Raw genomic sequence first — 25,473 nt, 5'->3', positions numbered from 1 at the left:
TACCAACAAACTTATCCACAGATTTGGGGCGCGAAATGGAAAACAGCAGTTAACAGTTGATGGTAGTCATGGCATCCTAGTGACCTAACTCTTTCATCCCCCGGATATAAGAATATCTTTATGGCAACTATCCCAGAAAATCCACTTATTCTGATTGATGGATCATCTTATCTTTATCGTGCCTACCATGCTGCGCCTAACTTCACTAATTCAGACGGTGAGCCTACCGGTGCGGTTTATGGTGTGGTGAACATGCTGCGCAGTATGTTGCGTCAGTTTTCCACCGAGCACATTGCCGTCATCTTTGATGCGAAAGGAAAAACATTCCGAGATGAGATGTATCCGGAATATAAGGCTAACCGTCCGCCGATGCCGGATGATCTTCGCTCGCAGATCGAGCCGCTTCATGCCGTTATCAAGGCCATGGGCCTGCCGCTGATTTCGATTTCCGGGGTTGAAGCTGATGACGTGATTGGTACCTTGGCCTGCCAGGCTTCAAAAGCCGGCATGCCGGTGTTGATCAGTACCGGTGATAAAGATATGGCCCAGCTGGTTGATCAGAACATTACCTTGATCAACACCATGACCGACGTGGTGATGGATCCGGCTGGGGTGGTTGATAAGTTTGGTATCGGCCCTGAGCTGATCATCGACTACCTTGCCCTGATGGGGGATAAGGTGGATAACATCCCGGGCGTGCCGGGTGTCGGCGAGAAGACGGCCAAGGCCCTGCTGACCGGGATCGGCGGCCTGGATGCCCTGTATGCCAATCTTGACGATATTCCGGCGCTGGGTTTCCGTGGCTCGAAAACCATGCCGAAAAAGCTGCTTGAGCATAAAGACGCGGCGTACCTGTCTTACGAGCTGGCCACCATCAAACTCGATGTCGAGCTCGATGTGACCCCGGATCAGCTGGTGAAGACCATCCCTGACACCGACGAGCTGACCAAGCTGTTTGGCCAGTTGCAGTTCCGTCGCTGGCTGGCGGAAATGCTCGATGGCAGTGACGGCCGTATTGTAGCCGATGAAAAATCTGCCGTGCCGGCGGCGGCAGCCAAACCGGTTGCTCCTGTGATTGACCGCAGTGGCTATGAAACTGTGCTGGATGAAGCGGCATTCAACCAGTGGCTGGAACAGCTGAGTACAGCAGATGTGGTGGCGTTCGATACCGAGACCGACGGTTTGGATTATATGACTGCCAACCTGGTCGGCGTGTCGTTTGCTGTGGAAGAGGGTAAAGCGGCCTATGTGCCGGTCGCCCATGATTACTTGGATGCCCCAGCCCAGCTTGACCGTGATTGGGTACTGGCCCAGCTCAAGCCATTGCTGGAAGATCCTGAGCGTGCCAAGGTTGGCCAGAACCTCAAGTTCGATGCCAGCATTCTTGCCCGCTACGGTATTGAGATGCAGGGGATCCGTTTTGATACCATGCTAGAGTCTTACGTGTTCAACAGTGTGGTGGGGCGCCATGACATGGATAGCCTGTCGCTGCGTTACCTCGAACACAAAACCATCAGCTTCGAAGATATTGCTGGTAAGGGCAAGAAACAGCTGACCTTTAACCAGATTGATCTGGAGCAGGCTGGCCCTTATGCGGCAGAGGATGCCGACATTACCCTGCGCCTGCATAACGTACTGGTTGAAAAAGTAAATGCTGATGAGAAGCTGAAGTCGGTATTCGAAGATATTGAAATGCCGCTGGTGCCGGTCTTGTCGCGCATGGAACGTACCGGGGTGCTGATTGACAGCATGCTGCTTGGTGCGCAGTCGACCGAGATTGCCGCGCGCCTTGATGAACTCGAAAAGCAAGCTTTTGAAGTTGCAGGCGAGGAGTTCAACTTGAGCTCGCCGAAGCAGCTTCAGGCTATATTGTTTGAGAAAATGGGCCTGCCGGTTCTGAAGAAGACCCCGTCGGGTACCCCGTCGACTAATGAAGAAGTCCTGCAGGAGCTGGCGTTGGATTACCCGCTGCCGAAGCTGATTTTGGAATACCGTAGTCTGGCGAAACTGAAGTCGACCTATACTGACAAGCTGCCTAAAATGGTGAATCCGGCAACCGGTCGCGTCCATACCTCTTACCACCAGGCCGTGACAGCAACCGGCCGTTTGTCGTCAAGCGATCCTAACCTGCAGAACATCCCGGTTCGGAACGAAGAGGGACGTCGTATTCGTCAGGCGTTCATTGCGCCGACCGGCTACAAGGTACTGGCGGTCGATTACTCGCAGATCGAACTGCGTATTATGGCGCACCTGTCGGGTGATCAGGCTCTGCTGGACGCCTTCCGCCATGGTAAGGATATCCACGCCGCAACCGCCGCTGAAATCCTGGGGATCCCGCTGGAATCGGTATCCAGCGAGCAGCGCCGCCGTGCCAAGGCGATCAACTTCGGTCTGATCTACGGCATGAGTGCCTTTGGTCTGGCCAAGCAGCTGGACATGGGGCGTAACGAAGCGCAGGATTACATGAATGTGTACTTCGAGCGTTACCCGGGGGTGCTGGAATACATGGAAAGCACCCGCAACCAGGCCAGCGAGCAGGGCTATGTCGAGACCTTGTTCGGCCGTCGCCTGCACCTGCCTGATATCAAGTCGCGAAACGGTATGCGCCGCAAAGCGGCAGAGCGTGCAGCGATTAATGCCCCGATGCAGGGGACCGCTGCCGATATTATCAAGCGTGCGATGGTGATGGTCGATGAGTGGGTTGGCCAGCAGCCGGAAGGTCGGGTCCGTCTGCTGATGCAAGTTCATGACGAACTTGTATTTGAGGTACAGGAGTCGGAGGTTGACAACGTTTCTGCCGAAGTCCGCCGCTTGATGGAATCTGCTGCCGAATTGGCTGTTCCGCTGATTGCGGATGCCGGGATCGGGGATAACTGGGATCAGGCGCACTAATTCAGCCCGTGAATCGTTAAACAGCAAAAAATAGCCAGCAATGCTGGCTATTTTTTTGCTGAAATTATCCGCTCAGCCACTTACGGAATTTAGAAATTACTTACGAGCTTCTGAAAAAAAACTACAAAAAGACTTTTCAATGCTGAGCAATTGATATACAGTTAGAGGCGTAGGGTACAGAGGTAAGATGTTCTATCTTTCAGACCTTTTGTTTCACGTTATTGGATTTGGCTGATTCAGCCGCCCTGGTCATTTGACCAGGGCGTTTTTTATTGTGGTGCCGAAAATCCATTCTTCCGAATATCCCCGTTCATATTTTGATCATATTGGCGTTGATTGCCTGTCAACTCATCTATTTATATACCGAATGTTTGTACTGGAAGGTTTTGTTGCCAGGGTTTGATCTGTTTGCTGAATTTTTCTGCACGAAAATTTTAGAGTAATTACTTTAATTTTCTTATTCGTCTCGCTATACTCTTGTTTGCTTCTTGTTCATATTTGTTTTCGGTAGTGGGTGCGAAACCGGCTAGCCAACAAATACATGAAATCGCCATCCTGGATTTGGGGTGGCTTTTTTTTACCCGCCCTGTCATCAAACTGTAATTTTATTCCATTTTAGGATGTTTAGGCTGAGCCTAAGATGTCTTTATTTTTGATAAAAAACAACCTTTCCCGCAAATCTTCCCCAAGCGCTTAAAATGAGATGTTAGCAACAGGAAACCAAGACATAACCTGTGATTAGGTGTTGCGGTAGGCACAATTACGGGAGAAAAAACTTGCGTTGGTAGGGGAAATCACTGATGCTTTTGGGACAAATATAAAAACCTCCTATTTCTCTCCCATTGCCCCGCCTTGCTGGTGGGGTATTTTTATATTTGTGGTCAGTGAAGCTTGCTGGTGGCGGGGCAAAAAAAAGCCCCCGGTGCGGGAGCTTTGGTGCGGGAGCGCTTATTCGTCGTCTTGCGCTTCGTTTTCCTCGAGCATCGCCAGTTGGCGTTCGAGCTCGGGGGCAAACCAGTCATCCAGTTTGCGGCGGACTTGATCTACCCCGATCCCTTTAAGTGACGAGAAGGCCTCAACTTGCACGTCGCCCCCGAATGCCTTGACGCTGTCGCGTACTTTCATTAGCTGCTGCTTGCGGGCACCGCTCTTGAGCTTGTCGGCCTTGGTCAGCAGAACCAGTACCGGCAGGCGGCTCTCGATCGCCCACATGATCATCTGCTGATCCAGATCTTTGAGCGGGTGGCGGATATCCATCAGTACAACCAGTCCCTGCAGGCATTCACGCTTTTGCAGGTACTCGCCCAAAGACTCCTGCCACTTCAGCTTCATTTCTAGCGGCACCTGGGCATAGCCGTAGCCCGGAAGGTCAATCAAATTACAGCCAGGTACCACCTCGAACATATTGATCAGCTGGGTGCGCCCCGGCGTTTTTGATGTTCGGGCCAGGCTCTTTTGGTCGGTGATGCGGTTTAGGGCACTCGACTTACCTGCATTGGAGCGGCCAGCAAATGCGATCTCAACGCCTGTGTCGTTTGGCAAGTGTCGGATTGTCGGTGCACTTGTGATAAATCCTGTGTTTCTATAGTTGAGAGGTTGATTCACTGTTAACTCCGTCAAGTCTTGATGTAGTCGACTGATTACTTTTATGTGAAATTGTGTAAAATGTACGAAAACCGAGCTCGGTTAGTGGTCGCATTGTATACCATGTTACTGAGCATTACTTGTGGTACTGGAAGCTCTATAATTATAAACGGAATGTCATGAAGAAATTAGCACTGATATTGACTCTGCTGGCCAGTTGCTCAGCCTTGGCCCAGGGAGACGCAGAAGCCGGAAAGGCGAAAGCCGCGACATGTGCCGCCTGCCATGGTGCAGATGGCAATAGTATAATGGCGCAATACCCGAAGATTGCCGGTCAGCATGCAGGCTATCTTGAAAAACAGCTCAAGGATTTCAAACTTGCGATGAGTACTGGTGGCGCACAGGGGCGTAACGACCCTGTGATGGGCGGGATGGCGATGCCGCTGACCGAGCAGGACATGGCCGATCTGGCCGCTTACTACGCTTCACTACCGATCTCCGATAGCACCACGCCCGAGGCATCGATTGAAATCGGCCAAACCCTATACCGTTTCGGTGATGCCGAGCGCGGCGTAACGGCGTGCACGGCATGTCACGGTCCGCGGGGCAACGGCACCAGCCTGTCCGGTTTCCCTAAAATCTCTGGCCAGAATGCCGAATACGTCAAGCTGCAGCTGGAGAAATTCCGTGATGGCCAGCGTGGCAATGATATGAGCGCCATGATGCGTGCGGTGGCAGCCAAGCTTACCGACGACGAAATTACCGCCTTGTCACAGTACGTTGGCGGCTTGCACTAAATTTTCCTTCAGCCTGGCTTCCAGTCGGTGGTGAGAAAGGGGCAGCTTCGGCTGCCTTTTTTATTGCGCATAAACGAGAAACCGTTGCAAGAAAATGACAGTTTTTGGCCAAAACACGCAAAATGCTTGCTCTCTTGTGAGAGATCAGCCATTCGTACCGGTCGATGTTGATGAAGCTATCAATAGTTATTGCTGTTAAAGCCTTAAAAAACAGTGTCTTGGTCTGATTGAAATTAAGTTACAGGTGATGCGTCGGCTCGGGATACATTGTTTCACATGCTGATTGGCGTAAAGTATGCGGTGTCGACAGGAGTGGGCACAGGAAGGAAAGCGCCACTGATGGCATGGGCAAGGTGCCCGAAGGAATACAGGATGTCCGGCAAGGAGCCGGGTAGACCGCAAGACGTGGTAAGGACGGTCAGGAAAGACGCTTACGGAAAAGAAAACACAACATAGGAATCAGCATTCTAGGGACGGGGTGCACACACGGATGGTGAACTGGTTGCCAGATGGCAACATGCTAATGGAAAAGCCGGTTAAGGATAGCCGTACAGACAGGGATCACCGTTCAAGGACGGAAAAAACACATCAGGATGATGAAGAACAACAAGTTGGCACGGAAGCAATAATAACAAAAGGATATTGTCAGACCGGGATGTTACTAACTGGTTAAGGACAGACTAGACAGGATATAGCCAGCAATGGCGACCCCACAGAGCGACAGGTTACCCGACCTGTCGCTTTTTTCTTTTCCGCCACTTGCCTCGCCAACCTTAGTAGTGCACATTTCTCCATCAGATCTGCTATGATACCCGGCTTCATTGAGCGCCGCGGCAATGCCCTGTGCGGTAAAGTTAACAGGAGAGCAAAGATGGCCCCATGTCCGTTGTGCCAGAGCCGAAGCACTGCGCCGTTTTTTGAAGATCGGCGCCGACACTACATCCGCTGTGGGGAGTGTGCATTGATTTTTGCTGATCCCGAGTCGAGATTGTCGCCGCAAGAAGAGAAAGCACACTATGATTTGCATGAGAATAACCCGGAAGACTTGGGCTACCGGCGTTTTCTCGCCCGGTTGGCTGAGCCGCTGATGGAACGTCTCGGCAGTGCGCCGCTCTGCGGTTTGGATTTTGGTTGCGGCCCCGGCCCGACCCTGTCGCTGATGCTGGCGGAAGCCGGTCACAAGATGGCGGTCTATGATCCGTATTTTGCCGATGAGCCTGCCGTGTTGGAGACGCAATATGACTTTGTGACCTGTACGGAAGCAATCGAACACTTTTATACGCCTGCGAAGGAGTGGGGGCAGCTGGTTGGTATGGTAAAGCCCGGTGGTTGGCTGGGCCTGATGACCAAACTGGCACGAGATGCAGATGCCTTTGCGCAATGGCATTACAAGAACGATCCGACCCACGTGAGCTTTTTTAGCCGCGAAACATTCCACTATCTGGCCCAACGAGATGGCCTGGCGGTGGAATTTGTCGGGAATGATGTAATTTTGCTGAGGAAAACCCAGTAATGACCCGTAAGAAAAGAAGCCGTACTACCGGGATGTCCGATCAGGTAGTCACCGTAAAGACCCGCACCCAGCACGACCTTGATGGTCTGCAGCGTAAGAAAGATCGTAAGCGCAAAGGCCTGAAATCTGGTAGCCGCCACTCAGTGGTAACGCCAGAAGATGCCCGCAAAGCCGCCCAGCGTAAAGATCCACGCCATGGCAGCAAGAAAGCGATCCCATTGATTGTCGAGCCGAAGAAGCCGATGACCAAGCAGCAGCGTCGCATGAGCGCCGAGCAGGAGCTGCAGATGCTGGAAAATGATGCCCAGCTAATGATACTGCTTGATCGCCTTGAGGCCGGTGAGAAACTGGGCGCAGGCCTGCAGAAGCAAGTTGACCAGAAGCTGGACCGTATCGAGCAGCTGATGAACCAGCTAGGTTTGCTGGACGAAGACGAGCCGGAGATGGAAGAGGTAGCGACTCGCGGTCCTCGTTCCGATGACGATTTGCTCGATCAGTTCGAAAACATGGACTACGACGATTTCGACAAGGAGTAAGCCTTGCAGGATATGACATTGTGGCTAGGACTGGCCGGCCTGATTGTTGCGGTACTGGCAAGCTATGCCGGCTATTTGTTGTATAAACTTTACCAGCAGACCCAGCGCCACAAGGCGTTTCTTGCCCGCGCCCAGCGCCAGCAGGAAGAAGGGATCAAGCAGCGCAATGCCAACATCATGGAAAGCGTCTTGATCATCGCCGAAGCTGGCAAGCAGGATGAGTGCGATATGTCAGAAATTGCCATCCGCCTGTACAAACTGATGGAGGTCCTGCAGGGCGATCATCAGGTTGACTTTGCCAGCCAGTACCCGGCGATGCACGAGCTATATCAGGTGGTGAAGGACATGCCTCGCGGTGAGCAGCGCAAGACCCTGGCCAAAAAAGAGCGGATGCAGCTGGATTTGGTCAGGATGAAGGCCGAAGCCCGCCTGCTGGACACCATCAAGTCTGAGTTGGACTTGATCTTGGCGGCCAAGCCAGCCGCTTGATACCGGTTGCTGTTTTCCCCTGTCTATACTCAGAGGCAGGGGAAAATTGATCGGCTTGGCAGTTTAGTTAACTCCTATCTACATCTTAACCAAGTTGTGTCACACTGGACGGCCAATATTTTCTCCCCTCTAATTTAGTGGAAGTAAGTCATGTCAAATGAGCAGATTATTTGGGATCAGGCCCTAATCGAAAAATATAACTATTCGGGGCCGCGCTATACCTCTTACCCGACGGCGTTGGAGTTTCACGAAGCGTTCACGCCCGCGGAATTTGACATGGCGTGTGCCCAGTATCCTGAGCGCAACCTGTCTTTGTATGTTCATATCCCGTTCTGCCACAAGCTGTGCTACTACTGTGGCTGTAACAAAATTATCACCCGCCACCAGCACAAGGCCGATCAGTACCTTGATGCGCTGGAGCAGGAGATCCGCCAGCGTGCGGCGCTGCTGGGCGAGCGAACTGTCAGCCAGCTGCACTGGGGTGGTGGTACGCCGACGTTCCTGACCAAGCCGCAGGTGAGCCGCCTGATGGGATTGCTGCGCGAGCAGTTTACCTTTGCGCCCGATGCCGAGATCAGTATCGAGGTTGATCCGCGCGAAATTGAGTTAGATATGCTTGACCACCTGCGGAGCGAGGGGTTCAACCGCCTGAGTATCGGGGTACAGGACTTCAACAAAGAAGTTCAGAAGTTGGTTAACCGAGAGCAGGACGAAGCCTTTATTTTCGCCATGGCTGAACGCGCCCGCGAGCTGGGTTTCCGTTCGACCAACCTGGATTTGATCTACGGGCTGCCAAAGCAGACCCCTGAATTGTTTGCCCAGACGCTGGAGCAGGTGCTGACCATGCGCCCGGGTCGCCTGTCTATTTTCAACTATGCCCATATGCCGAAGCTGTTTGCTGCCCAGCGCAAGATCAAGGAGGCGGATCTACCGCAGGCCAATGAGAAGCTGACCATTTTGCAGCAGACCATCGCCACTCTGACCGGCGCCGGCTACCAGTTTATTGGAATGGATCATTTTGCCTTGCCGGAAGATGAACTGGCTGTTGCCCAGCGCGAAGGGATCTTGCACCGCAACTTCCAGGGCTATACCACCCAGGGGGACTGTGATCTGCTGGGGCTGGGGGTATCGGCGATTTCGATGATTGGTGATTGCTATGCCCAGAACCAGAAAGAGCTGAAGCAATACTACGCCAGCGTCGGCGAAAAGCGCGAAGCGCTGTGGAAAGGGGTTTCGCTGGACGGCGATGACCTGCTGCGCCGCGAGGTGATCAAGTCTTTGATCTGTAACTTCCATTTGGATAAAACCGCGATTGAGCAGCAGTTTGGTATCGAGTTCGATAGCTATTTTGCCGAAGATATCGAGTTGCTGCAGACCTTCATTAACGACGGGCTGGTTGAGGTGAGCGATACCGCGATTGATGTCGTGCCGAAGGGCCGCTTGCTGATCCGCAATATCTGTATGAGCTTTGATAAGTACCTGCGCCACCGCGCCCGTCAGCAGCAGTTCTCTCGGGTGATTTAACCCCTCCGATGGTTGTATCGCGCAGATAAACAAAAAGCCCTCGAGCCGCAATGGTTCGGGGGCTTTTTGGTATCGGCTGAGCTGAGGGATCAGCCGTTAAACATGTTCACCGCGGCAATCAGTGCCAGGATCCCGGCAGCGAAATGGCCTGGGCCATTGGCTGCGATTTCGCTGACGGCAGGCATTGCCACGCTGAATGAAACGATACTTTCCAGCATGGTGGGGTTCCCACTGTGTTCTTGGTGTTATGTTGCGTTGTGTGGTCGGCTTCAGGGGAGGCTGCAGCCGGGGGGTATTGTACGCAAAACGAGCGAAGATGGAATGGGGGTAGGTCAAAAAATGGCCAGTGATAGCGATTAATTTGCTTTGCGCTTGTCGATGTGGAAAGTCCCCCTGCTGCTGCCTGCGGGGGCGTTTCCTTACCGCTCCATAAAGGCAAGCGTTAATCTGTCACGACGTTGAGCTCTTTGAGCTTGCGGGTCAGGGTGTTGCGTCCCCAGCCCAGCAGACGGGCCGCTTCCTGTTTATGGCCGTGGGTGTGCTCTAGCGCCGCTTCCAGCAGAATTTTCTCAAACTCCGGTAATGCTTCGCCAAGCAGGTTCTGATGGCCCTGGCGCAAGTTGTCGAAGGCCCATTTTTCCAATGCATGGTGCCAATGCTGGTGGCCACCCTCGCCGGCTTCCGGCTGGCTCGGGGCAATCAGCTCCGGCGGCAAGTCGGCCGGCAGGATTTCCTTGCCGCTGGCCATGACGGTGAGCCAACGACAAGTGTTTTCCAGCTGGCGGACATTGCCCGGCCAGTCCAGCGTCGTCAGGGCCTCCTCGGTATCCGGGTGGAGGGTTTTGACCTCGACCCCCAGCTCATCGGAAGCGCGCTTGAGAAAGTGGCGGGTCAGTTGCGGAATGTCCTGGCGGCGGTCTTTGAGCGCAGGCAGGTGGACCCGGATCACGTTGAGGCGGTGGAACAGATCTTCGCGGAAATCCCCGTCGGCGACCAACCGCTCGAGGTTCTGGTGGGTGGCGGCAATGATCCGGACATCGACATTGACCGGCGAGTGGCCGCCGACGCGGTAGAACTGGCCGTCGGCCAGTACCCTCAGCAAGCGGGTCTGGATATCCAGCGGCATATCACCGATTTCATCAAGGAACAGGGTACCGCCGTTGGCCTGTTCGAAACGGCCCTGGCGGACATTGTTGGCACCGGTAAAGGCGCCTTTTTCGTGGCCAAACAGCTCCGATTCGATCAGGTCTTTGGGAATTGCCGCCATATTGAGGGCAATGAACTCCTTGTGGCTGCGTGGGCTGTGACGGTGCAGCGCATGGGCAACCAGTTCTTTACCGGTACCGGACTCACCGTTGATCAGTACCGATATCGAAGAGCGGGACAGACGGCCGATGGCTCGGAACACCTCCTGCATTGCGGGTGCCTCGCCGATGATCTCCGGCGCATTCTTTTCTATCGTCTCCGGCTGCTGCTGGCGCTTCTGCTCCTGGCTGTGGGTGACGGCACGCTCGACCAGGCTTACGGCCTCATCGATATCGAATGGCTTGGGTAGGTATTCGAAGGCCCCTTCCTGGTAGGCGTTCACCGCGGCATCGAGATCGGAATGGGCGGTCATGATGATGACCGGCAGGGTGGGGTAATCGGTCTGTAGCACCTTGAGCAACGAAAAACCATCCATCCCCGGCATGCGGATATCGGAGACCAGTACGTCGGGTACGCTGCGCTCCAGGGCTTCGACCACGCTGTCGGCATTGGCGAAGGTTTCACATTTCAGTCCGGCTGCATTGAGGGTCCGCTCCAGTACCCAGCGGATTGAGCTGTCGTCATCAACGACCCAAATTAGTCCTTTGCTCATGGTGAATCCTCTACATAATCGGTAAATACAAGGTGAATTTGGTATGGCCCGGCCAGCTCACGACTTCTATCTTGCCTTGGTGCTGGTCGACCAGGTTCTGTGCAATGGACAACCCTAGCCCAGTGCCGCCCTCGCGCCCGGTGACCATGGGGTAGAACAAGGTGTCCTGAATGTCACTCGGGATCCCGGGGCCATCGTCGATAATGTCGATCTTGGCGGCCACCCGATAGCGTTTGCCGTGGATCAGCGCCTGGTGGGCGGTGCGGGTCTTGAGGGTGATATTGCCGCCGCCGTGTTGCTTGAGGGCCAGTGAGGCATTGCTGACAATATTGAGGATGGCCTGCTCCAGCTGCTCGGCATCCATGGTGAAGTCGGGCAGGCTGGGATCGTAGTCGCGGTGCAGCTGGATATTCTCGCCGCAGTCGATACTGATCAACTGGCGGACTTTCTCCAGGACCACATGGATGTTGTCTTTCTGGCGGCTGCCGGGACGCTGCGGCCCGAGCAGGCGGTCGACCAGGTTGCGCAGCCGATCGGCCTGCTCGATGATCATCTGGGTGTATTCGGTATAGCTGGGGTCGGGCAGGGTTTTCTCCAGCAGCTGGGCGGCGCCGCGCAGGCCGCCAAGTGGGTTCTTGATTTCATGGGCCAGCCCGCGGACCAACTCCCTGGCGGCTTGCTGCTGGGCGTGCTGGCTGAGCTCCTGGCTGATCCGGCGCTGCTGGTCAATCGGCTTGAGCTCTAGCAGAATCAACAGCTCGCGCTGCCACGACAGCGGGCTGGCATTGAGCTCCAGTGTGTGGTGACGGCCGTCGATGACAAATGTCACGTCGCTGTCGGCCAGTCCTTGCCCACTTTGTAGCGTTTCCGGGATCAGGGTTAAATCCAGCGAGGTATGCTGGAGCAGATCCGGGAAGCGGGTGTTGTTGAGCCGGCGCTTGCTGAACGACAACAGCTGCTCAGCGGCCGGGTTGACGTAGCGTATGGTCAGCGACTCATCGAGCAACACGATTGCCGTGACTTGGTTGTCCAGGATCAGGGAAGAAAAGTCAGCCGTCACAATTACCATCCTTGTTGGTGCAATTCATCATGGTGCATTGAACTGCAAATGCACCATATTGGTGCAATCAAGTGTAGCCTGTCTGTCTGGTATCGTGAACGAAAAAATGGCGAACGCCTGTTATTTGGGCACTGGGTGCGGTGCCGGGCGTTGGTTGATACGGGCACGGTGCAAGAAGACAGTAATTTCTTCTGATGATGCAATAACCTTGCCGTGTTTGAGCAAATCGACCTGCAGGGTATGGCTGCCGCGATCAATGTTGGTGAGGGGCCAGGTCAGTTGGGTCTGCGGACGGCCGTATGGTTCACCATCAAGACGCAACTGGGCGCTATGGCCTTGGTTGAGTTTACGGTTAGCGACCGCGGCTACCATGATGTGGCCCTGGTTATCGCGCAGGGTTTGCTGATCCGCCGGACTGGTGAGCGCGATGCTTGGTAGCGGTAGGGCTGCGTCGCTGGGCGAGGGAGCGGTTTTCGGCACGGCATCGATTGTGCTCGGCAGCGGAGGAGATGAGACTTCCGGTGGCTGGATGTAGAGCGCCGAGGCTCCGGGGTGAGGCTTATCGGAAAAGTGGGTGGTGCCGTCTTCATCTTGCCAGGTATAGATCTGGGAGGCTGACGTGGTGGGCGGGAGCGTGGCCAAAGCCGCTAAAAAAGCCGCGAGTACATGCGGGATCCAGTACATGGTGTGCTATTGGGTTGTGGGTGTTGCGGTTATTGTTAGCAGCCTCCGGGAGGGGGGCAAGATCAAAAAGGCCAGCTTGTGAAGCTGGCCTAAATCAATTGTATCGACTTATATATCAGTTACTTAAACTGAGTAGTACAGTTCGAATTCAAGCGGGTGAGTCGTCATGTTCACTTTCTCGACATCCTGGGATTTCAGAGCGATGTAAGAATCGATGAAATCGTCAGAGAATACGCCACCGGCAGTTAGGAACTCACGGTCGTCGCTTAGTGCCTGTAGTGCGCCCTGTAGTGATTCAGCAACTGTTGGGATTTCAGCGGCTTCTTCTGCTGGTAGGTCGTACAGATCTTTGTCCATGGCTTCGCCCGGGTGGATCTTGTTCTGGATACCGTCAAGGCCAGCCATTAGCATGGCTGCGAAAGCCAGGTATGGGTTTGCCGCTGGATCACCGAAGCGAACTTCGATACGGCGTGCTTTCGGGCTTGGTACCACTGGGATACGGATAGAAGCAGAGCGGTTACGTGCAGAGTAAGCTAGCATAACCGGCGCTTCGAAGCCCGGTACCAGACGCTTGTATGAGTTGGTAGCTGGGTTGGCAAATGCGTTGATTGCGCGAGCGTGCTTGATGATACCGCCGATGTAGTAAAGCGCAGTTTCAGACAGGCCGCCGTACTTGTCGCCTGCAAACAGGTTAACACCGTCTTTCGCCAGTGACTGGTGGACGTGCATACCTGAGCCGTTGTCGCCAACCAGTGGCTTAGGCATGAAGGTGGCTGTTTTGCCAAATGCGTGAGCGACGTTGTGCACCACGTACTTGTAGATTTGGATTTCGTCGGCTTTGGTTGTTAGCGTGTTGAAGCGGGTAGCGATTTCGTTCTGGCCCGCCGTCGCAACTTCGTGGTGGTGGGCTTCAACGACCAGGCCCATCTCTTCCATGATGAGACACATGGCAGAACGGATGTCCTGTGATGAGTCAACCGGAGCGACTGGGAAGTAACCGCCTTTAACGCCTGGACGGTGGCCTTTGTTACCGCCTTCGAAGTCAGAGCCTGTGTTCCAGGCTGCTTCTACGTCGTCGATCTTGAAGAAAGAGCCTGACATGTCTGTCGCGAACTTCACGTCGTCGAATAGGAAGAACTCTGGCTCAGGGCCGACTAGTACTGTGTCGGCAATGCCGGTTGAGCGCATGAAATCTTCCGCACGCTTGGCAATAGATCGTGGGTCACGGTCGTAGCCTTGCATTGTAGCAGGCTCTAGGATGTCACAGCGGATGTTCAGGGTTGCATCTTCGGTGAACGGGTCTAGTACCGCGCTCGCTGCATCTGGCATCATCACCATATCTGATTCGTTGATACCTTTCCAACCAGCAACAGAAGAGCCGTCGAACATCTTGCCTTCTTCGAAGAAGTCAGCATCGATCTGGTGGGCAGGGATAGAGATGTGCTGCTCTTTACCCTTGGTATCGGTAAAGCGTAGGTCAACAAACTTAACTTCGTTTTCCTGGATCAGCGCAAGTACGTTTTCTACTGACATCTTGAGTAACCTCCGGTGTTAGGTTGGGCAACTAGCCGCAACAAATTAGGAATGAGCGTGTTCTGCTCTATTGCCCAAGTACATTGCGAGAACCGTGCCAACTTTTAAAAGCCCCAAAATAGCGCACTTAGTCGGTATTCCGGGCTGAATTTATCCATCAACTGCACCTTTTTGGGGAATGCTTGCACCATTATGGTGCGTGGTGGGGCGTATTCCCCTTTCTGGTGCGCGTATCTACATTAGCCCACCGCGGCATATTGTCAATCGGCGGAGAGGGAAAAAGCACGGCAGCAAGCCGGTTGGGCTAGTACTTTACTCGCTAGGTATGCGGAAAAACGCACGGTGAGAGCGGGGGAGATAAAAAAGGCGGTGATATAAATCACATATTACGTGGGTTTTGGCGTAAAATCTGTTAGATTATGAGCCGTTTTTTTAACCAAGTAGCGCCATCCGGTCGCTGCATGTTCTGAGTGAATGTGAATCCATGTCTAATCCACAGATCGATAAATTAAGAAATATCGCAATTATTGCGCACGTTGACCACGGTAAAACCACCCTGGTTGACAAACTGCTTCAGCAGTCTGGCACGTTAGAGTCTCGCGGTGAAGTTGAAGAACGCGTAATGGATTCCAACGACATCGAAAAAGAACGTGGTATTACCATTCTTGCCAAGAACACAGCGATTAACTGGAATGATTACCGCATCAACATCGTAGATACCCCGGGACACGCCGACTTCGGTGGTGAAGTAGAGCGTATCATGTCGATGGTTGACTCTGTACTGCTGATCGTTGATGCCGTTGACGGCCCAATGCCTCAGACGCGCTTCGTAACCCAGAAGGCGTTTGCCCACGGCCTGAAGCCAATCGTGGTTATCAACAAGATCGACCGTCCGGGCGCGCGTCCTGACTGGGTGATGGATCAGGTCTTCGACCTGTTCGACAACCTGGGTGCGACCGACGAGCAGCTGGACTTCCAGGTTGTTTACGCATCAGCACTTAACGGCTGGGCAACGCTGGAAGAAGGCGAGACTGGCGATGACATGGAACCATTGTTCCAGGCTATCGTTGACAACGTTGCTGCACCTGACGTTGATGTTGACGGTGCCCTGCAGATGCAGATTTCTCAGCTTGACTACAGCTCATACGTGGGTGTTATCGGTGTAGGCCGTGTTACCCGTGGTAGCGTGAAGCCGAACCAGCAAGTGACTGTTATCGGTGCAGACGGCAAAACCCGCAACGGTAAAGTTGGCACGATCCTTGGCTACCTTGGCCTTGAGCGTCACGAAGTTGAGCAGGCGACTGCCGGCGACATCATCGCAATCACCGGTCTGGGTGAGCTAAAGATCTCTGATACTATCTGTGACGTGAACGCGGTTGAAGCGCTACCTGCTTTGTCTGTTGACGAGCCAACAGTAACCATGACGTTCCAGGTAAACACTTCTCCGTTCGCTGGTAAAGAAGGTAAGTACGTCACTTCACGTAACATCCTTGAGCGCCTGCAGAAAGAATTGGTACACAACGTTGCCCTGCGCGTTGAAGAAACTGAAGACCCGGACAAGTTCCGCGTCTCTGGCCGTGGTGAACTTCACCTGTCTATCCTGATCGAAAACATGCGTCGTGAAGGCTTCGAGCTAGCGGTATCTCGTCCTGAAGTTATCATCAAAGAAGAAGATGATCAGCTGATGGAACCGTTCGAAACCGTGACTATCGATGTCCAGGAAGAGCACCAGGGCGGTATCATGGAGAACATCGGCCTGCGTAAGGGTGAGCTGACTGACATGTCTCCAGATGGCAAAGGCCGTGTGCGCATGGACTTCATGATGCCTTCTCGTGGCCTGATCGGTTTCCAGACTGAGTTCATGACCTTGACTTCTGGTTCTGGCCTGATGTACCACACGTTTGACCACTACGGCCCACACAAAGGCGGTACCATCGGTCAGCGTAACAATGGTGTGTTGATTGCTAACGCAGCGGGTAAAGCCCTGACTAACGCCCTGTTTAACCTGCAGGAGCGTGGTCGCCTGTTCATCGGTCACGGTGTAGAAGTGTACGAAGGTATGATCATCGGTATTCACAGCCGTGACAACGACCTGACGGTTAACGCCCTGAAAGGTAAGCAGCTAACTAACGTTCGTGCATCTGGTACCGATGACGCGCAGGTGCTGACTCCGCCGATCAAGTACACGCTTGAGCAAGCACTGGAGTTCATCGATGATGACGAGCTAGTGGAAGTAACACCTGAAAGCATCCGTATTCGTAAGAAACTACTTACGGAAACCGATCGTAAGCGTGCCAGCCGCTCAGCAAAATAATTGCTAGCTGTTAGCCGTTAAACCATCCCCCCATCGGTGCTACCATGGGGGGATTGTTGTATCTGAACCCTACAAAAAAAAAGAAGAACGACTATGCAACCCATCATTATTACCGGGGGACCGGGAGCAGGGAAAACCTCGCTGCTCGACGCCTTGGCTCGGCGCGGGTACATGACTTTCCCGGAAGTCTCCCGAGCCTTGATCCGCGAGCAGGCGGCCCTGCCTGGCGGTGTGCTGCCCTGGACGGATCTGCCCCGCTTTGCCGCGCTTTGCCTCGATAGGATGAGCAACCAGCGCGAGCAGGCCAAGCGTGGAACCATGCCGGCCTTTGTTGACCGGGCAATTGGCGATATCTGTGCCTACTTGACTATCGGTGGCATCGAAGTGGAAGAACATTACCAGGCAATGGCCAAGGGCTACTTCCCGACGGTCTTTGTCTGTGCGCCGCATGGCGATATCTATGTCCAGGATGACGAGCGGCCGCACAGTTTTGCCGAGGCCGAGCAGATCCACCGGCAACTTATCGCGACCTACCGCGAGCTCGGCTACGAAGTCGTTGATGTACCGTGGGGGGGGATCGAGCAGCGGGCCACATGGCTATTGGCCCGGCTCAAACAGGAATAATCCCGCTAGCTGCGTTGCAACTGAGAGATAAAGCGCTCCGACTCGGTGATGGCGGCCTCCATATCGGTGATCGCCCGCTGGATATCCCGTTGCAGCGATTGGAACTCGCCCTGCAGGGAGCCGATGGCGGCGGCGTTGAGGTTATGCTTTAAATACAGGGTATTATCCCGTAGGGTATCGAGAACGGGATCCATTTTCTGTTCGGCCCGGTGCATCGCGCTCAGCATCCGCTGGTAGGAAGCCTTGGTCGTGTTGAGTTTGGACTCGCTGTCGCGGCGCAGTTTACTGCTGCTGTAGAGCGCTAGCTCATCCTGCCACTCCTCGAACAGGGCGTCGGCAACATCTTCAATGGCGGCGATGCGCTCGCGGACTTTCTCGGCCGCGTCGCTGCTGGCCTCGTATTGGTCATTGACCTGGTTGTAGGCGCTTTCTAGATCGCCACCGTCGAATTGGTTGAGCGCCTTGAGGGCATCGAGGGCACTGGTGAATTGTTGCTGGGCATCTTGCTGGGCTTCGTTGGCATCCTCGACCCGGTCGACCATAATATCGCGTTTGTGAATGCCGACTTGTTCCATGGCTGAATAATAGGCACTTTGGCAACCCGTCAGGGCGGTGAGGCTGAGAAGGATCGCAAGCAGGTAGGGCATAGTTGACTCCATGTGTCCTAATATGAGTAAAGTGACAGTAAATACAAGCAAATAATGACATGACTATGGCTGACAAACCAACAACTAGCAAGCATAGGTGGCGGCGGCGAGCACGCAGCGTGATGGCGTTTTCCGGGTATTTGCAACACCGGATCGGCCATGACCGGCTGACGGTGACTGCAGGCTCGATGGCCTATGTCACCCTGCTGTCTTTGGTGCCGCTGATCACCGTGGTGCTGTCGGCCCTATCGACCTTCCCGGTCTTTGCCGGGTTGGGCGAGCTGCTGCAAAATTTCGTGATTGAAAACTTTGTTCCGGCCGCCGGGGAGGTGGTCAAGCAATACCTCAACGAGTTCGTTGCCAATGCCGGCAAGATGACCGCGGTGGGGGTGGCAGCCCTGTTCGTGGTGGCAATGATGCTGATTTCGTCGATCGACAAGTCGCTCAACTATATCTGGCGGGTGCATGAAAAGCGCCGCCCGGTGATCTCGTTTTCGATTTACTGGATGGTACTCACTCTCGGGCCGATCTTGGTCGGCAGTAGTATCGCCGTCAGCTCCTACCTCGGTTCGCTCAACCTGCTCGGCAGTGATGCAGTTAACGGCCTGCTCCAACGCTCCTTGCGCTGGCTGCCGGTGATCATGTCAAGCAGTGCATTTCTGGGCCTCTACCTCTTGGTCCCCAATACCAAGGTTCGCTTGCGCCATGCCTTGGTTGGTGCGGTGATTGCCAGTATCTTGTTTGAGCTGAGCAAGAAAGGGTTCGCCCTCTACATTACCAATTTCCCATCTTATCAGGTGATTTATGGTGCCCTGGCGGTGGTGCCAATTTTATTTGTCTGGGTGTACCTGTGTTGGTGTATTGTGTTGTTCGGGGCCGAAATTACAGCCAGCCTTGGCGAGAAGAGCCACTGGCATCCAGAAGCCAAGGGGTGGCAGACGACGGTGCCGACCCGGGCTGAATTATCCGAACTTCAGCCCCCGCCAGATCAACAGACTGAAATTCAACAGACAACAGAAAAAGGTAAAAACGAATGATTGCACTGATCCAACGGGTGAGCGAGGCGAGCGTGACGGTAGATGGCCAGGTGACTGGCGCTATCGGTAAAGGCTTGCTGGTGCTGCTTGGCGTAGAGAAAGGCGATGATGAAGCCAAGGCCAAGCGACTGCGCGAAAAAGTGCTGGGCTACCGGGTGTTCGAAGATGAAGACGGCAAGATGAACCTCAATGTTCAGCAGGCCGGGGGCAGTGTGTTGGTCGTTTCGCAATTTACGTTGGCGGCGGATACCAAGAAGGGGATGCGTCCAGGCTTTTCCAACGGTGCCGCACCGCAGGATGCCGAGAAGATGTACGAATACTTTGTTGATTGCTGCAAGGAAACGGGGATCAAGACGGAAACCGGGATCTTTGCTGCCGATATGAAAGTGGCACTGCTCAACGATGGCCCGGTAACTTTCTGGTTGCAGGTATAATTATCTAGTAGGCACCTTTGCCTCAGGAACGCTGGAGAAGGATTTCATGTTTCGACTTGTCACCCCACAAACGGAAGAAGAGCTGGCTAGCTATTATGATTTTCGCTGGCGGATGCTGCGTGAGCCTTGGCATATGCCAGTGGGCTCTGAGCGTGACGCTTATGATGATTTGAGCTGTCACCGGATGATTGTCAGTGATAGCGGCCAGACGATTGCCATTGGCCGCTTGTATATGACCCCGGATAACGATGGCCAGATCCGCTATATGGCAGTGCACCCCGACCACCGTCACCAGGGGATGGGGGCGATTGTTTTGATGGCGCTGGAATCATTAGCCCGTGAGGAAGGGGCGAAGCGATTGGTGTGTAATGCCCGTGAGGACGCGATCCCGTTCTACTTGCGTAGCGGCTTTACTAACCAAGGCGAGCTGAGTGAAGAAAAGGGGCCGGTGCGGCATCAGCAAATGCTCAAGCATCTGGATCCGCTGACGGAAGTGGTGCGCCATCCTGATTGGTGCCAGGAGCTGCAGGAGTTGTGGCAGTCCCAGATCCCAATCAGCGAACGCATGGGGGTGAAAATCAGCCAATACACCGGCTACCGCTTTGAGGTCAGTGCCCTGATCAACGCCAATCTCAATACCAAAGCCAATATGTTCGCCGGCAGTATCTTTACCATGGCGACCCTCGCTGGCTGGGGCTTTGTCTGGATGCTACTGAAAGAGCGCAAATATAAAGCGGATATTGTTCTGGTCGACAGCCATATTCGCTACCGCTCTCCGGTCAAAGAACGCCCGCGGGCTGTGGTGACCGTAGAGGATCTCGAGGGCGATGTTGAGCGCCTTGCGACGAACCGCAAGGGCCGGGCCATCGTCAAGGTCAATGTTTACAGCGGCGATGAATTGGCCTCGACCTTTACCGGTACCTATATGCTCTTGCCGTCACACAGCGAGCCGGATACTGTTTGCTGACCATCCTGCCAGCGCCGGATCAGGTGCTGGCAGCCTAACTTTGCCTCCAGTTCCAGCCACTGTCCGGCGGGGTTGGCCAAATCCCATTGCCCCTTTAATACCGCGTCTATCTCTTGGCCTGTAATACTGAGCGGTGCAATGGTCATTCTTCCCCGGTCACTGGTGATCTGAAGCGGTGTGATTGCCAGTGGTGTGGGCTTATCCGTCTCTGCTGTCTTAGCTAAAGGGGGCGTCTCAGATAGAGATGTCTCTAACCAGGCATCGAATAGTGAACGGCCGCCTTGCTCAACGGCACTGTCGCGGAATGTTGCCCGTAGTTCGCCGTTCAGGCTATGGGCCAGGCTGGTATAGTTCTGGCCGAGCCCCTGAAGGGCGGCGGTAATATCGATACGGCCACTGGCCGGCCAAGGCACAGATAGCCATTGCGGCAATATATTGGCTGGCAGGCTATCACCCTGGAGTGCAGCCTGCCATGGCTGCCCTTCTTGGCTCAGATTCAGCTGCCCCGTCGCTTCTAGCAACCCGTCCTTGAATGGCAAGAAGGCCTGCTTTAATTGCCACAGGCCCTGCTCACTTGCCATGTCAATAAGTGGTTCGTATAAGTCGACGGTATTAAGGCTCATTTGTCTGGCTGTGGCGGTAATATTGCCATGCCAGAGCCTGAATAAGGGTTGTGGGTGGAGTATTAAGTCACTACCGCTGAGGTTGAGCCCGTTGATATACCAGGGGATATCACTGTCAGCAGCCGTTAGCTGAGCATAGCCAATATCCAGTGACCGGATATCGATCTGCTTGAATGGAGAGAGTGCCTGCGAGAGATGGCTAGCCCAATCGGCGGGCAAGAACCATTTGATTCCCTTGCTTGTGAGGTTATCTAATTGCAGTGTCCCTGGGGAAACCTTGCCTTCTACACGCCAATACCCTTCCAGTGCGTTGACGGAGGCGCCATTGAGAATAACGGCGTTGGGGGTGAAGCTCAGATCCAGCAGGGGATCGGTAAATGACTGCTGCCGCCAACTGCCACTTTCGGCATTGAATGATAACCAGGCTTTCTGCTGCGAGTAGGCGGAGCCGGGCCAATGCCAGTCGGTCAGGGAAAGGTTGGCGTGGTTGAGGCTGATTGTGGGGAGCTCGATGCTGCTGTCGAGAATATCGACTCGATGAAGTGTTGCCTGCCATTGTAGTGAGGCCCAGTGTTCGAGCTGATGTTGCAGTGTTTGGGTTAGCCCGCGGTCTTGCAACTGTAGGCCGGACAAGGTGATCTGCTGGATATCTAGCGTCTTTTGGTCGGTCGCAATGTCAAGTTGGCCATTGATGCTGGCATGTTGCCAGTCGAGAGAAAAACCGTTGAGCTTCCATTTGGTGTCGCTGTGGCTACCATCAAGCAGCAATTGCCTGGCTTGCCACTGCTGCCATTGGACATCGTCGGCCGCTAATTGGAAATTTCCGTCGAACTGCTGCCACCAAGGAGCTGGGTCATTGGGTTGGTAATGCCAGTTGTCTAGTTGGAGCTCTCCTTGCTGGAGGGTAATTGGGGAGGTGCCAACGCTCAACCGGCTGATCGCGAGGCGCCGGCTGTATATCTCTGGCAGTCTCAAGCTATCTAGTTGCAGGGCGTGAGCAACCGGTTCGTCAATCAGCAAACTGTCAAATTGCCACGTAAATTGGGTCAGGGAAGCAGGGTTGAGCCACAGGGAGAGCCGGTTGGCGGTGATAGGTGGCTGGCCATCGCTGAGTGTCAAGACAGGACGGTTGACAGTGAGGTGCCAGGGATCCCGAATATGATAGCGCAGATCAGCGAGGCTTAAGGTATAGGGGGTCAGCCGGTTGACGGCTTGGCTGAGCATCGGCGCCGCATAGGGGGTGTGCAGCAGGGCCAGGACGATGGTGACTCCCAGAGCAATGAGCACAATCAAGGTGGCGATGATTTTCCCAATAAAACGCATAGAGGCTTCCAGCATCCGACGACTCCTAGTAATTCCCCCTCAGCACAACCGTCGCTGCGGGAATGATTATTAGGCGGCAATTTCACCATGGCTGCAAGCGCCGGGCGAGAAAATTTGCGGTGGATTAACGAAAAAGCCCCTCGTAAGAGGGGCTTAGTGATTTACTGTTAGGGGCTGGCCGTTAGTCTAGCTGTGGACCTGCAGCAACCAGAGAGGCACCTTCGTCGTTGTCGGTGTACTTCTCAAAGTTGTTGATGAATCGCTCGGCCAGATCTTTCGCCTTGCTTTCCCACTGTAGCGGGTCAGTGTAGGTATCGCGAGGGTCAAGGATTTCTGGGTCGACATGCGGCAGCGACGTTGGGACTTCCAGGTTGAAGATTGGGATATTCTTCGTTTCCGCCTTCTCAATTGAGCCATCTAGGATAGCGTCGATGATGGCACGGGTATCTTGGATAGAGATACGCTTGCCAGAGCCGTTCCAGCCGGTGTTAACCAGGTAAGCTTCAGCACCTGCTGCTTCCATACGTTTAACCAATACTTCTGCGTACTTGGTTGGGTGCAGGGTCAGGAACGCATTACCGAAACACGCCGAGAAGGTTGGTGTTGGCTCGGTGATACCGCGCTCAGTACCAGCCAGTTTGGCGGTAAAGCCAGACAGGAAGTGGTACTTGGTCTGCTCTGGCGTCAGCTTGGAAACCGGAGGCAATACGCCGAAGGCATCGGCCGATAAGAAGATAACCTTATTAGCGTGGCCGCCCTTGGAGATCGGCTTAACAATGTTTTCGATGTGGTAAATCGGGTAAGAAACACGGGTGTTTTCAGTCTTCGAGCCGTCATTGAAGTCGATAGCACCATCACTGCGTACAGTGACGTTTTCTAGCAGGGCGTCACGGCGGATCGCATTGTAGATATCTGGCTCGGCTTCCTTGGACAGGTTGATGGTTTTCGCGTAACAGCCGCCTTCGAAGTTGAACACGCCGTTATCATCCCAGCCGTGCTCGTCATCGCCGATCAGGGCGCGCTTAGGATCGGTCGACAGCGTAGTTTTACCGGTGCCGGATAGGCCGAAGAACACTGCCACATCACCGTCTTCACCCATATTGGCAGAACAGTGCATCGATGCGATGTCACGAAGCGGCAGGAAGTAGTTCATCATTGCGAACATACCCTTCTTCATTTCGCCGCCGTACCACGTACCGCCGATAAGTTGCATTTTTTCCGTCAGGTTGAACACCGTGAAGTTTTCGGAGTTCATGCCGTGCTCTTCCCATTTCTGGTTTGTGCATTTGGCACCGTTCATGACCACGAAATCAGGTTCGAAAGTTTCCAGCTCCTCTTCCGTTGGACGGATGAACATGTTTTTCACGAAGTGGGCCTGCCATGCAACCTCGGTGATAATCCGGATGCATAGGCGGGTGTCTGGGTTGGTCCCACAAAAACCGTCAATCACAAACAGGCGCTTGCCGGATAGCTGGCCTGTCACTAGCTCTTTCAGATCGTTCCACGCTTCAACACCAATGCTCTTGTTATCGTTTTTGCCTTGGTCTGCCCACCACATGGTATCGCGGGTGGTGTCATCTTTGACGATGAACTTATCTTTCGGTGAACGGCCGGTGAAGATGCCTGTATCGACAGCGACGGCACCCAGCTCGGTAACGATACCTTTTTCGTATCCCTCTAGGCCTGGCTTGGTCTCTTCTTCGAACAGAACTTCGTAACTTGGGTTACGAACAATCTCTGTAACATTGTTGATACCGTATTGAGATAGATCTAATTTTTTTGCAACCTTTTTTTCGACGTTCATGACAGTCATAGGTGCTCCTTGGGTAAGATGTTGTTTAACTGTTGACCATGCTAGCAACCCTAAAGGGGTAATTCAGGGAGGTTTATCAAAAATTAACCACTAAAAAGTTACACTTGAGTAAAAGTCTTGAATTTATTGTAGGTGGTAATTTTATCGCGATGTGAAGTGTTTGCGCCAGCTCTAAAAATTAATATTTTTCCTGAAAAAAGCGAGGGTTAGCATGTTATTTGCTTACATCTTGAGCAGAAAAAGTGTGCTTCAGGTAAAAAAAAAGCCGGACAAAGTCCGGCTTTTGTAAGTCAGTTTCAGGCTTAATTATGCTGAATAATTAATGCACCTGGTTGCTGTTGTTGGTTGCTGCTTTTTCGAACAGGGCGGCAATATCAATACTATCAAAGTCATAGCTTGTACCGCAGTAGTCGCAGTGCAGTGAGACTTTGCCTTCTTCCGCAACAATACGCTCGACTTCGGCCCGTTCGATAGAGCTGATTGCCGAGGCGCTGCGCTCGCGAGAGCAACCACACTGGAAGCTCACTTCCTGCGGGTCAAAGACCTTCACGGTCTCCTGGTGGTACAGGCGATAAAGGACATCTTGCGGCTCCAGACCGAACAGCTCTTCGTTCTTCACTGTTTCTGTCAGTTGCTCCAGATGCTCGAAGTCATCTTCGTGGCCCTGGCCGTCTGGCAGGATCTGCAGTAGCATACCGGCCGCTTTGGCATTGCCTTCATGCTCGCCAGTGCGCAGCCAAATACGAGTTTTCAGCTGCTCGGAGTTTTCGAAGTAACCTTCTAGGCAGGCCGCAAGGCTGTCGCCTTCCAGGCCAACTACGCCTTGGTAGCGCTCGCCTTTGGTTGGAGTAATGGTGATCACCATATGGCCCTTGCCCATCAGGTCATGGATAGTACCGTTGGCTGGTACTTCACCGTCCCAGCGGGCAACGCCACGGAGTTTTTGGTCGTTGTCGCCGTTGATAACAGCCAGCTTAACCGGACCGTCACCTTGCAGCTGGACGGTGATCGAACCTTCGAATTTCAGCGTGGCTGTTAGCAGGCTCGTCGCGACCAGCAGCTCGCCCAACAGGCTCTGCACTGGGGCTGGGTAGTCCTTGCTGGAAATGATCTGTTGGTAGGTGTCGCCCAACTGAACCAGTTCACCACGTACGGATACACCGTCAAACAGGTAACGGTATAGACTATCTTTTGTCATTAGCTTGATTTCTCCAGCAGGTA

At 53.9% G+C, this 25,473-nt stretch carries 22 protein-coding genes; 12 read left to right on the top strand and 10 right to left on the bottom strand.

All coding sequences use genetic code 11. The annotated features are described in order from the left end of the window. Nucleotides 1-120: 120 nt before the first annotated feature. Nucleotides 121-2,892 (top strand): DNA polymerase I, encoded by a 2,772-nt coding sequence (gene polA / locus PTW35_RS17090; protein ID WP_281025949.1) that lies wholly within the window; start codon nt 121-123, stop codon nt 2,890-2,892. 948 nt (nt 2,893-3,840) lie between these two features. Here polA and yihA read toward each other — a convergent pair. After that, a complete protein-coding gene (gene yihA / locus PTW35_RS17085; protein ID WP_281025948.1) occupies nt 3,841-4,497 on the bottom strand; it encodes a ribosome biogenesis GTP-binding protein YihA/YsxC in 657 nt (218 codons plus the stop codon). A gap of 158 nt (nt 4,498-4,655) precedes the next feature. Here yihA and PTW35_RS17080 point away from each other — a divergent pair, with 158 nt between their 5' ends. From PTW35_RS17080 to hemN, 6 genes are all read left to right on the top strand, one after another. Continuing rightward, complete coding sequence (locus tag PTW35_RS17080) at nt 4,656-5,273, top strand: c-type cytochrome (RefSeq protein ID WP_281025947.1); 618 nt, start codon at nt 4,656-4,658, stop codon at nt 5,271-5,273. Nucleotides 5,274-5,763: 490 nt separating this feature from the next. Continuing rightward, nucleotides 5,764-5,946 carry a hypothetical protein gene (locus PTW35_RS17075; RefSeq protein ID WP_039466945.1) on the top strand — a complete coding sequence of 61 codons (183 nt, stop codon included), beginning with the start codon at nt 5,764-5,766 and terminating at the stop codon, nt 5,944-5,946. Nucleotides 5,947-6,144: 198 nt separating this feature from the next. Further along, nucleotides 6,145-6,786, top strand: coding sequence for a class I SAM-dependent methyltransferase (locus PTW35_RS17070; protein WP_281025946.1), 642 nt, complete (start codon nt 6,145-6,147; stop codon nt 6,784-6,786). After that, nucleotides 6,786-7,322: a Der GTPase-activating protein YihI gene (gene yihI, locus PTW35_RS17065; RefSeq protein WP_281025945.1), complete on the top strand. Its 537-nt coding sequence runs from the start codon at nt 6,786-6,788 to the stop codon at nt 7,320-7,322. Before PTW35_RS17070 ends, yihI begins: the two co-directional genes overlap by 1 nt. A 12-nt stretch (nt 7,323-7,334) precedes the next feature. Further along, on the top strand, nt 7,335-7,811 hold the full coding sequence (locus PTW35_RS17060) for a DUF2489 domain-containing protein (RefSeq protein ID WP_281027549.1): 477 nt from the start codon (nt 7,335-7,337) through the stop codon (nt 7,809-7,811). Between the two features lie 150 nt (nt 7,812-7,961). Then, nucleotides 7,962-9,335, top strand: coding sequence for an oxygen-independent coproporphyrinogen III oxidase (gene hemN / locus PTW35_RS17055; RefSeq protein ID WP_281025944.1), 1,374 nt, complete (start codon nt 7,962-7,964; stop codon nt 9,333-9,335). Nucleotides 9,336-9,424: 89 nt separating this feature from the next. Here the strand turns inward: hemN and PTW35_RS17050 are convergent, their stop codons facing one another. The 5 genes from PTW35_RS17050 to glnA form a co-directional block, all read right to left on the bottom strand. Further along, nucleotides 9,425-9,553: a hypothetical protein gene (locus PTW35_RS17050; protein WP_281025943.1), complete on the bottom strand. Its 129-nt coding sequence runs from the start codon at nt 9,551-9,553 to the stop codon at nt 9,425-9,427. A gap of 224 nt (nt 9,554-9,777) precedes the next feature. Beyond that, a complete protein-coding gene (gene glnG, locus PTW35_RS17045; RefSeq protein WP_281025942.1) occupies nt 9,778-11,193 on the bottom strand; it encodes a nitrogen regulation protein NR(I) in 1,416 nt (471 codons plus the stop codon). Between the two features lie 10 nt (nt 11,194-11,203). Further along, complete coding sequence (glnL, locus tag PTW35_RS17040) at nt 11,204-12,253, bottom strand: nitrogen regulation protein NR(II) (protein WP_281025941.1); 1,050 nt, start codon at nt 12,251-12,253, stop codon at nt 11,204-11,206. A 120-nt stretch (nt 12,254-12,373) separates the two neighbouring features. Beyond that, a complete protein-coding gene (locus tag PTW35_RS17035) occupies nt 12,374-12,937 on the bottom strand; it encodes a DUF4124 domain-containing protein (protein WP_281025940.1) in 564 nt (187 codons plus the stop codon). Nucleotides 12,938-13,060: 123 nt separating this feature from the next. After that, complete coding sequence (gene glnA, locus PTW35_RS17030; RefSeq protein ID WP_281025939.1) at nt 13,061-14,470, bottom strand: glutamate--ammonia ligase; 1,410 nt, start codon at nt 14,468-14,470, stop codon at nt 13,061-13,063. A gap of 484 nt (nt 14,471-14,954) precedes the next feature. On the opposite strand from glnA, the gene typA reads away from it, so the two are divergent. Together typA and PTW35_RS17020 are read left to right on the top strand one after the other, a co-directional pair. Further along, entirely contained in the window at nt 14,955-16,784 is a 1,830-nt protein-coding gene (typA, locus tag PTW35_RS17025) for a translational GTPase TypA (protein WP_281025938.1), read from the top strand. A gap of 93 nt (nt 16,785-16,877) precedes the next feature. Next, nucleotides 16,878-17,408: an AAA family ATPase gene (locus PTW35_RS17020; RefSeq protein WP_281025937.1), complete on the top strand. Its 531-nt coding sequence runs from the start codon at nt 16,878-16,880 to the stop codon at nt 17,406-17,408. 5 nt (nt 17,409-17,413) lie between these two features. Here the strand turns inward: PTW35_RS17020 and PTW35_RS17015 are convergent, their stop codons facing one another. Continuing rightward, a complete protein-coding gene (locus PTW35_RS17015) occupies nt 17,414-18,055 on the bottom strand; it encodes a DUF2959 domain-containing protein (protein WP_281025936.1) in 642 nt (213 codons plus the stop codon). A 65-nt stretch (nt 18,056-18,120) separates the two neighbouring features. Here PTW35_RS17015 and PTW35_RS17010 point away from each other — a divergent pair, with 65 nt between their 5' ends. Genes PTW35_RS17010 through PTW35_RS17000 form a run of 3 tightly spaced genes read left to right on the top strand, consistent with a single transcriptional unit; the run spans nt 18,121 to nt 20,493 of the window. Then, nucleotides 18,121-19,092 (top strand): virulence factor BrkB family protein, encoded by a 972-nt coding sequence (locus PTW35_RS17010; RefSeq protein ID WP_281025935.1) that lies wholly within the window; start codon nt 18,121-18,123, stop codon nt 19,090-19,092. Continuing rightward, nucleotides 19,089-19,526, top strand: coding sequence for a D-aminoacyl-tRNA deacylase (dtd, locus tag PTW35_RS17005; protein WP_281025934.1), 438 nt, complete (start codon nt 19,089-19,091; stop codon nt 19,524-19,526). The genes PTW35_RS17010 and dtd overlap by 4 nt, the downstream gene beginning before the upstream one ends. A 46-nt stretch (nt 19,527-19,572) precedes the next feature. Beyond that, on the top strand, nt 19,573-20,493 hold the full coding sequence (locus tag PTW35_RS17000) for a bifunctional GNAT family N-acetyltransferase/hotdog fold thioesterase (RefSeq protein WP_281025933.1): 921 nt from the start codon (nt 19,573-19,575) through the stop codon (nt 20,491-20,493). Here PTW35_RS17000 and PTW35_RS16995 read toward each other — a convergent pair. The 3 genes from PTW35_RS16995 to hslO all read right to left on the bottom strand — a co-directional run bounded on the left by PTW35_RS16995 (nt 20,448) and on the right by hslO (nt 25,450). Next, complete coding sequence (locus PTW35_RS16995; protein ID WP_281025932.1) at nt 20,448-22,454, bottom strand: AsmA family protein; 2,007 nt, start codon at nt 22,452-22,454, stop codon at nt 20,448-20,450. The genes PTW35_RS17000 and PTW35_RS16995 overlap by 46 nt on opposite strands. Before the next feature lie 166 nt (nt 22,455-22,620). After that, nucleotides 22,621-24,252 carry a phosphoenolpyruvate carboxykinase (ATP) gene (pckA, locus tag PTW35_RS16990; protein ID WP_281025931.1) on the bottom strand — a complete coding sequence of 544 codons (1,632 nt, stop codon included), beginning with the start codon at nt 24,250-24,252 and terminating at the stop codon, nt 22,621-22,623. A 319-nt stretch (nt 24,253-24,571) separates the two neighbouring features. Then, nucleotides 24,572-25,450: an Hsp33 family molecular chaperone HslO gene (hslO, locus tag PTW35_RS16985; protein WP_281025930.1), complete on the bottom strand. Its 879-nt coding sequence runs from the start codon at nt 25,448-25,450 to the stop codon at nt 24,572-24,574. Between the last annotated feature and the right edge of the window lie 23 nt (nt 25,451-25,473).

The organism is Photobacterium sp. DA100 (genome assembly GCF_029223585.1).
GTDB lineage: Bacteria > Pseudomonadota > Gammaproteobacteria > Enterobacterales > Vibrionaceae > Photobacterium.
Note: the sequence above shows the minus strand (reverse complement) of the source record. Positions and strands in the feature narration are given on the sequence as shown.

Bases quoted from the DNA above. Each gene is read 5' to 3' on its own strand.
- PTW35_RS16995 (WP_281025932.1), bottom strand. From the start codon at position 22,454: ATGCTGGAAGCCTCTATGCGTTTTATTGGGAAAATCATCGCCACCTTG.
- hemN (WP_281025944.1), top strand. From the start codon at position 7,962: ATGTCAAATGAGCAGATTATTTGGGATCAGGCCCTAATCGAAAAATAT.
- yihI (WP_281025945.1), top strand. From the start codon at position 6,786: ATGACCCGTAAGAAAAGAAGCCGTACTACCGGGATGTCCGATCAGGTA.
- pckA (WP_281025931.1), bottom strand. From the start codon at position 24,252: ATGACTGTCATGAACGTCGAAAAAAAGGTTGCAAAAAAATTAGATCTA.
- typA (WP_281025938.1), top strand. From the start codon at position 14,955: ATGTCTAATCCACAGATCGATAAATTAAGAAATATCGCAATTATTGCG.
- PTW35_RS17010 (WP_281025935.1), top strand. From the start codon at position 18,121: ATGGCTGACAAACCAACAACTAGCAAGCATAGGTGGCGGCGGCGAGCA.
- glnG (WP_281025942.1), bottom strand. From the start codon at position 11,193: ATGAGCAAAGGACTAATTTGGGTCGTTGATGACGACAGCTCAATCCGC.
- PTW35_RS17020 (WP_281025937.1), top strand. From the start codon at position 16,878: ATGCAACCCATCATTATTACCGGGGGACCGGGAGCAGGGAAAACCTCG.
- PTW35_RS17070 (WP_281025946.1), top strand. From the start codon at position 6,145: ATGGCCCCATGTCCGTTGTGCCAGAGCCGAAGCACTGCGCCGTTTTTT.
- polA (WP_281025949.1), top strand. From the start codon at position 121: ATGGCAACTATCCCAGAAAATCCACTTATTCTGATTGATGGATCATCT.
- hslO (WP_281025930.1), bottom strand. From the start codon at position 25,450: ATGACAAAAGATAGTCTATACCGTTACCTGTTTGACGGTGTATCCGTA.
- PTW35_RS17035 (WP_281025940.1), bottom strand. From the start codon at position 12,937: ATGTACTGGATCCCGCATGTACTCGCGGCTTTTTTAGCGGCTTTGGCC.
- glnA (WP_281025939.1), bottom strand. From the start codon at position 14,470: ATGTCAGTAGAAAACGTACTTGCGCTGATCCAGGAAAACGAAGTTAAG.
- PTW35_RS17000 (WP_281025933.1), top strand. From the start codon at position 19,573: ATGTTTCGACTTGTCACCCCACAAACGGAAGAAGAGCTGGCTAGCTAT.
- dtd (WP_281025934.1), top strand. From the start codon at position 19,089: ATGATTGCACTGATCCAACGGGTGAGCGAGGCGAGCGTGACGGTAGAT.
- PTW35_RS17015 (WP_281025936.1), bottom strand. From the start codon at position 18,055: ATGCCCTACCTGCTTGCGATCCTTCTCAGCCTCACCGCCCTGACGGGT.
- PTW35_RS17075 (WP_039466945.1), top strand. From the start codon at position 5,764: ATGGTGAACTGGTTGCCAGATGGCAACATGCTAATGGAAAAGCCGGTT.
- PTW35_RS17080 (WP_281025947.1), top strand. From the start codon at position 4,656: ATGAAGAAATTAGCACTGATATTGACTCTGCTGGCCAGTTGCTCAGCC.
- PTW35_RS17060 (WP_281027549.1), top strand. From the start codon at position 7,335: ATGACATTGTGGCTAGGACTGGCCGGCCTGATTGTTGCGGTACTGGCA.
- PTW35_RS17050 (WP_281025943.1), bottom strand. From the start codon at position 9,553: ATGCTGGAAAGTATCGTTTCATTCAGCGTGGCAATGCCTGCCGTCAGC.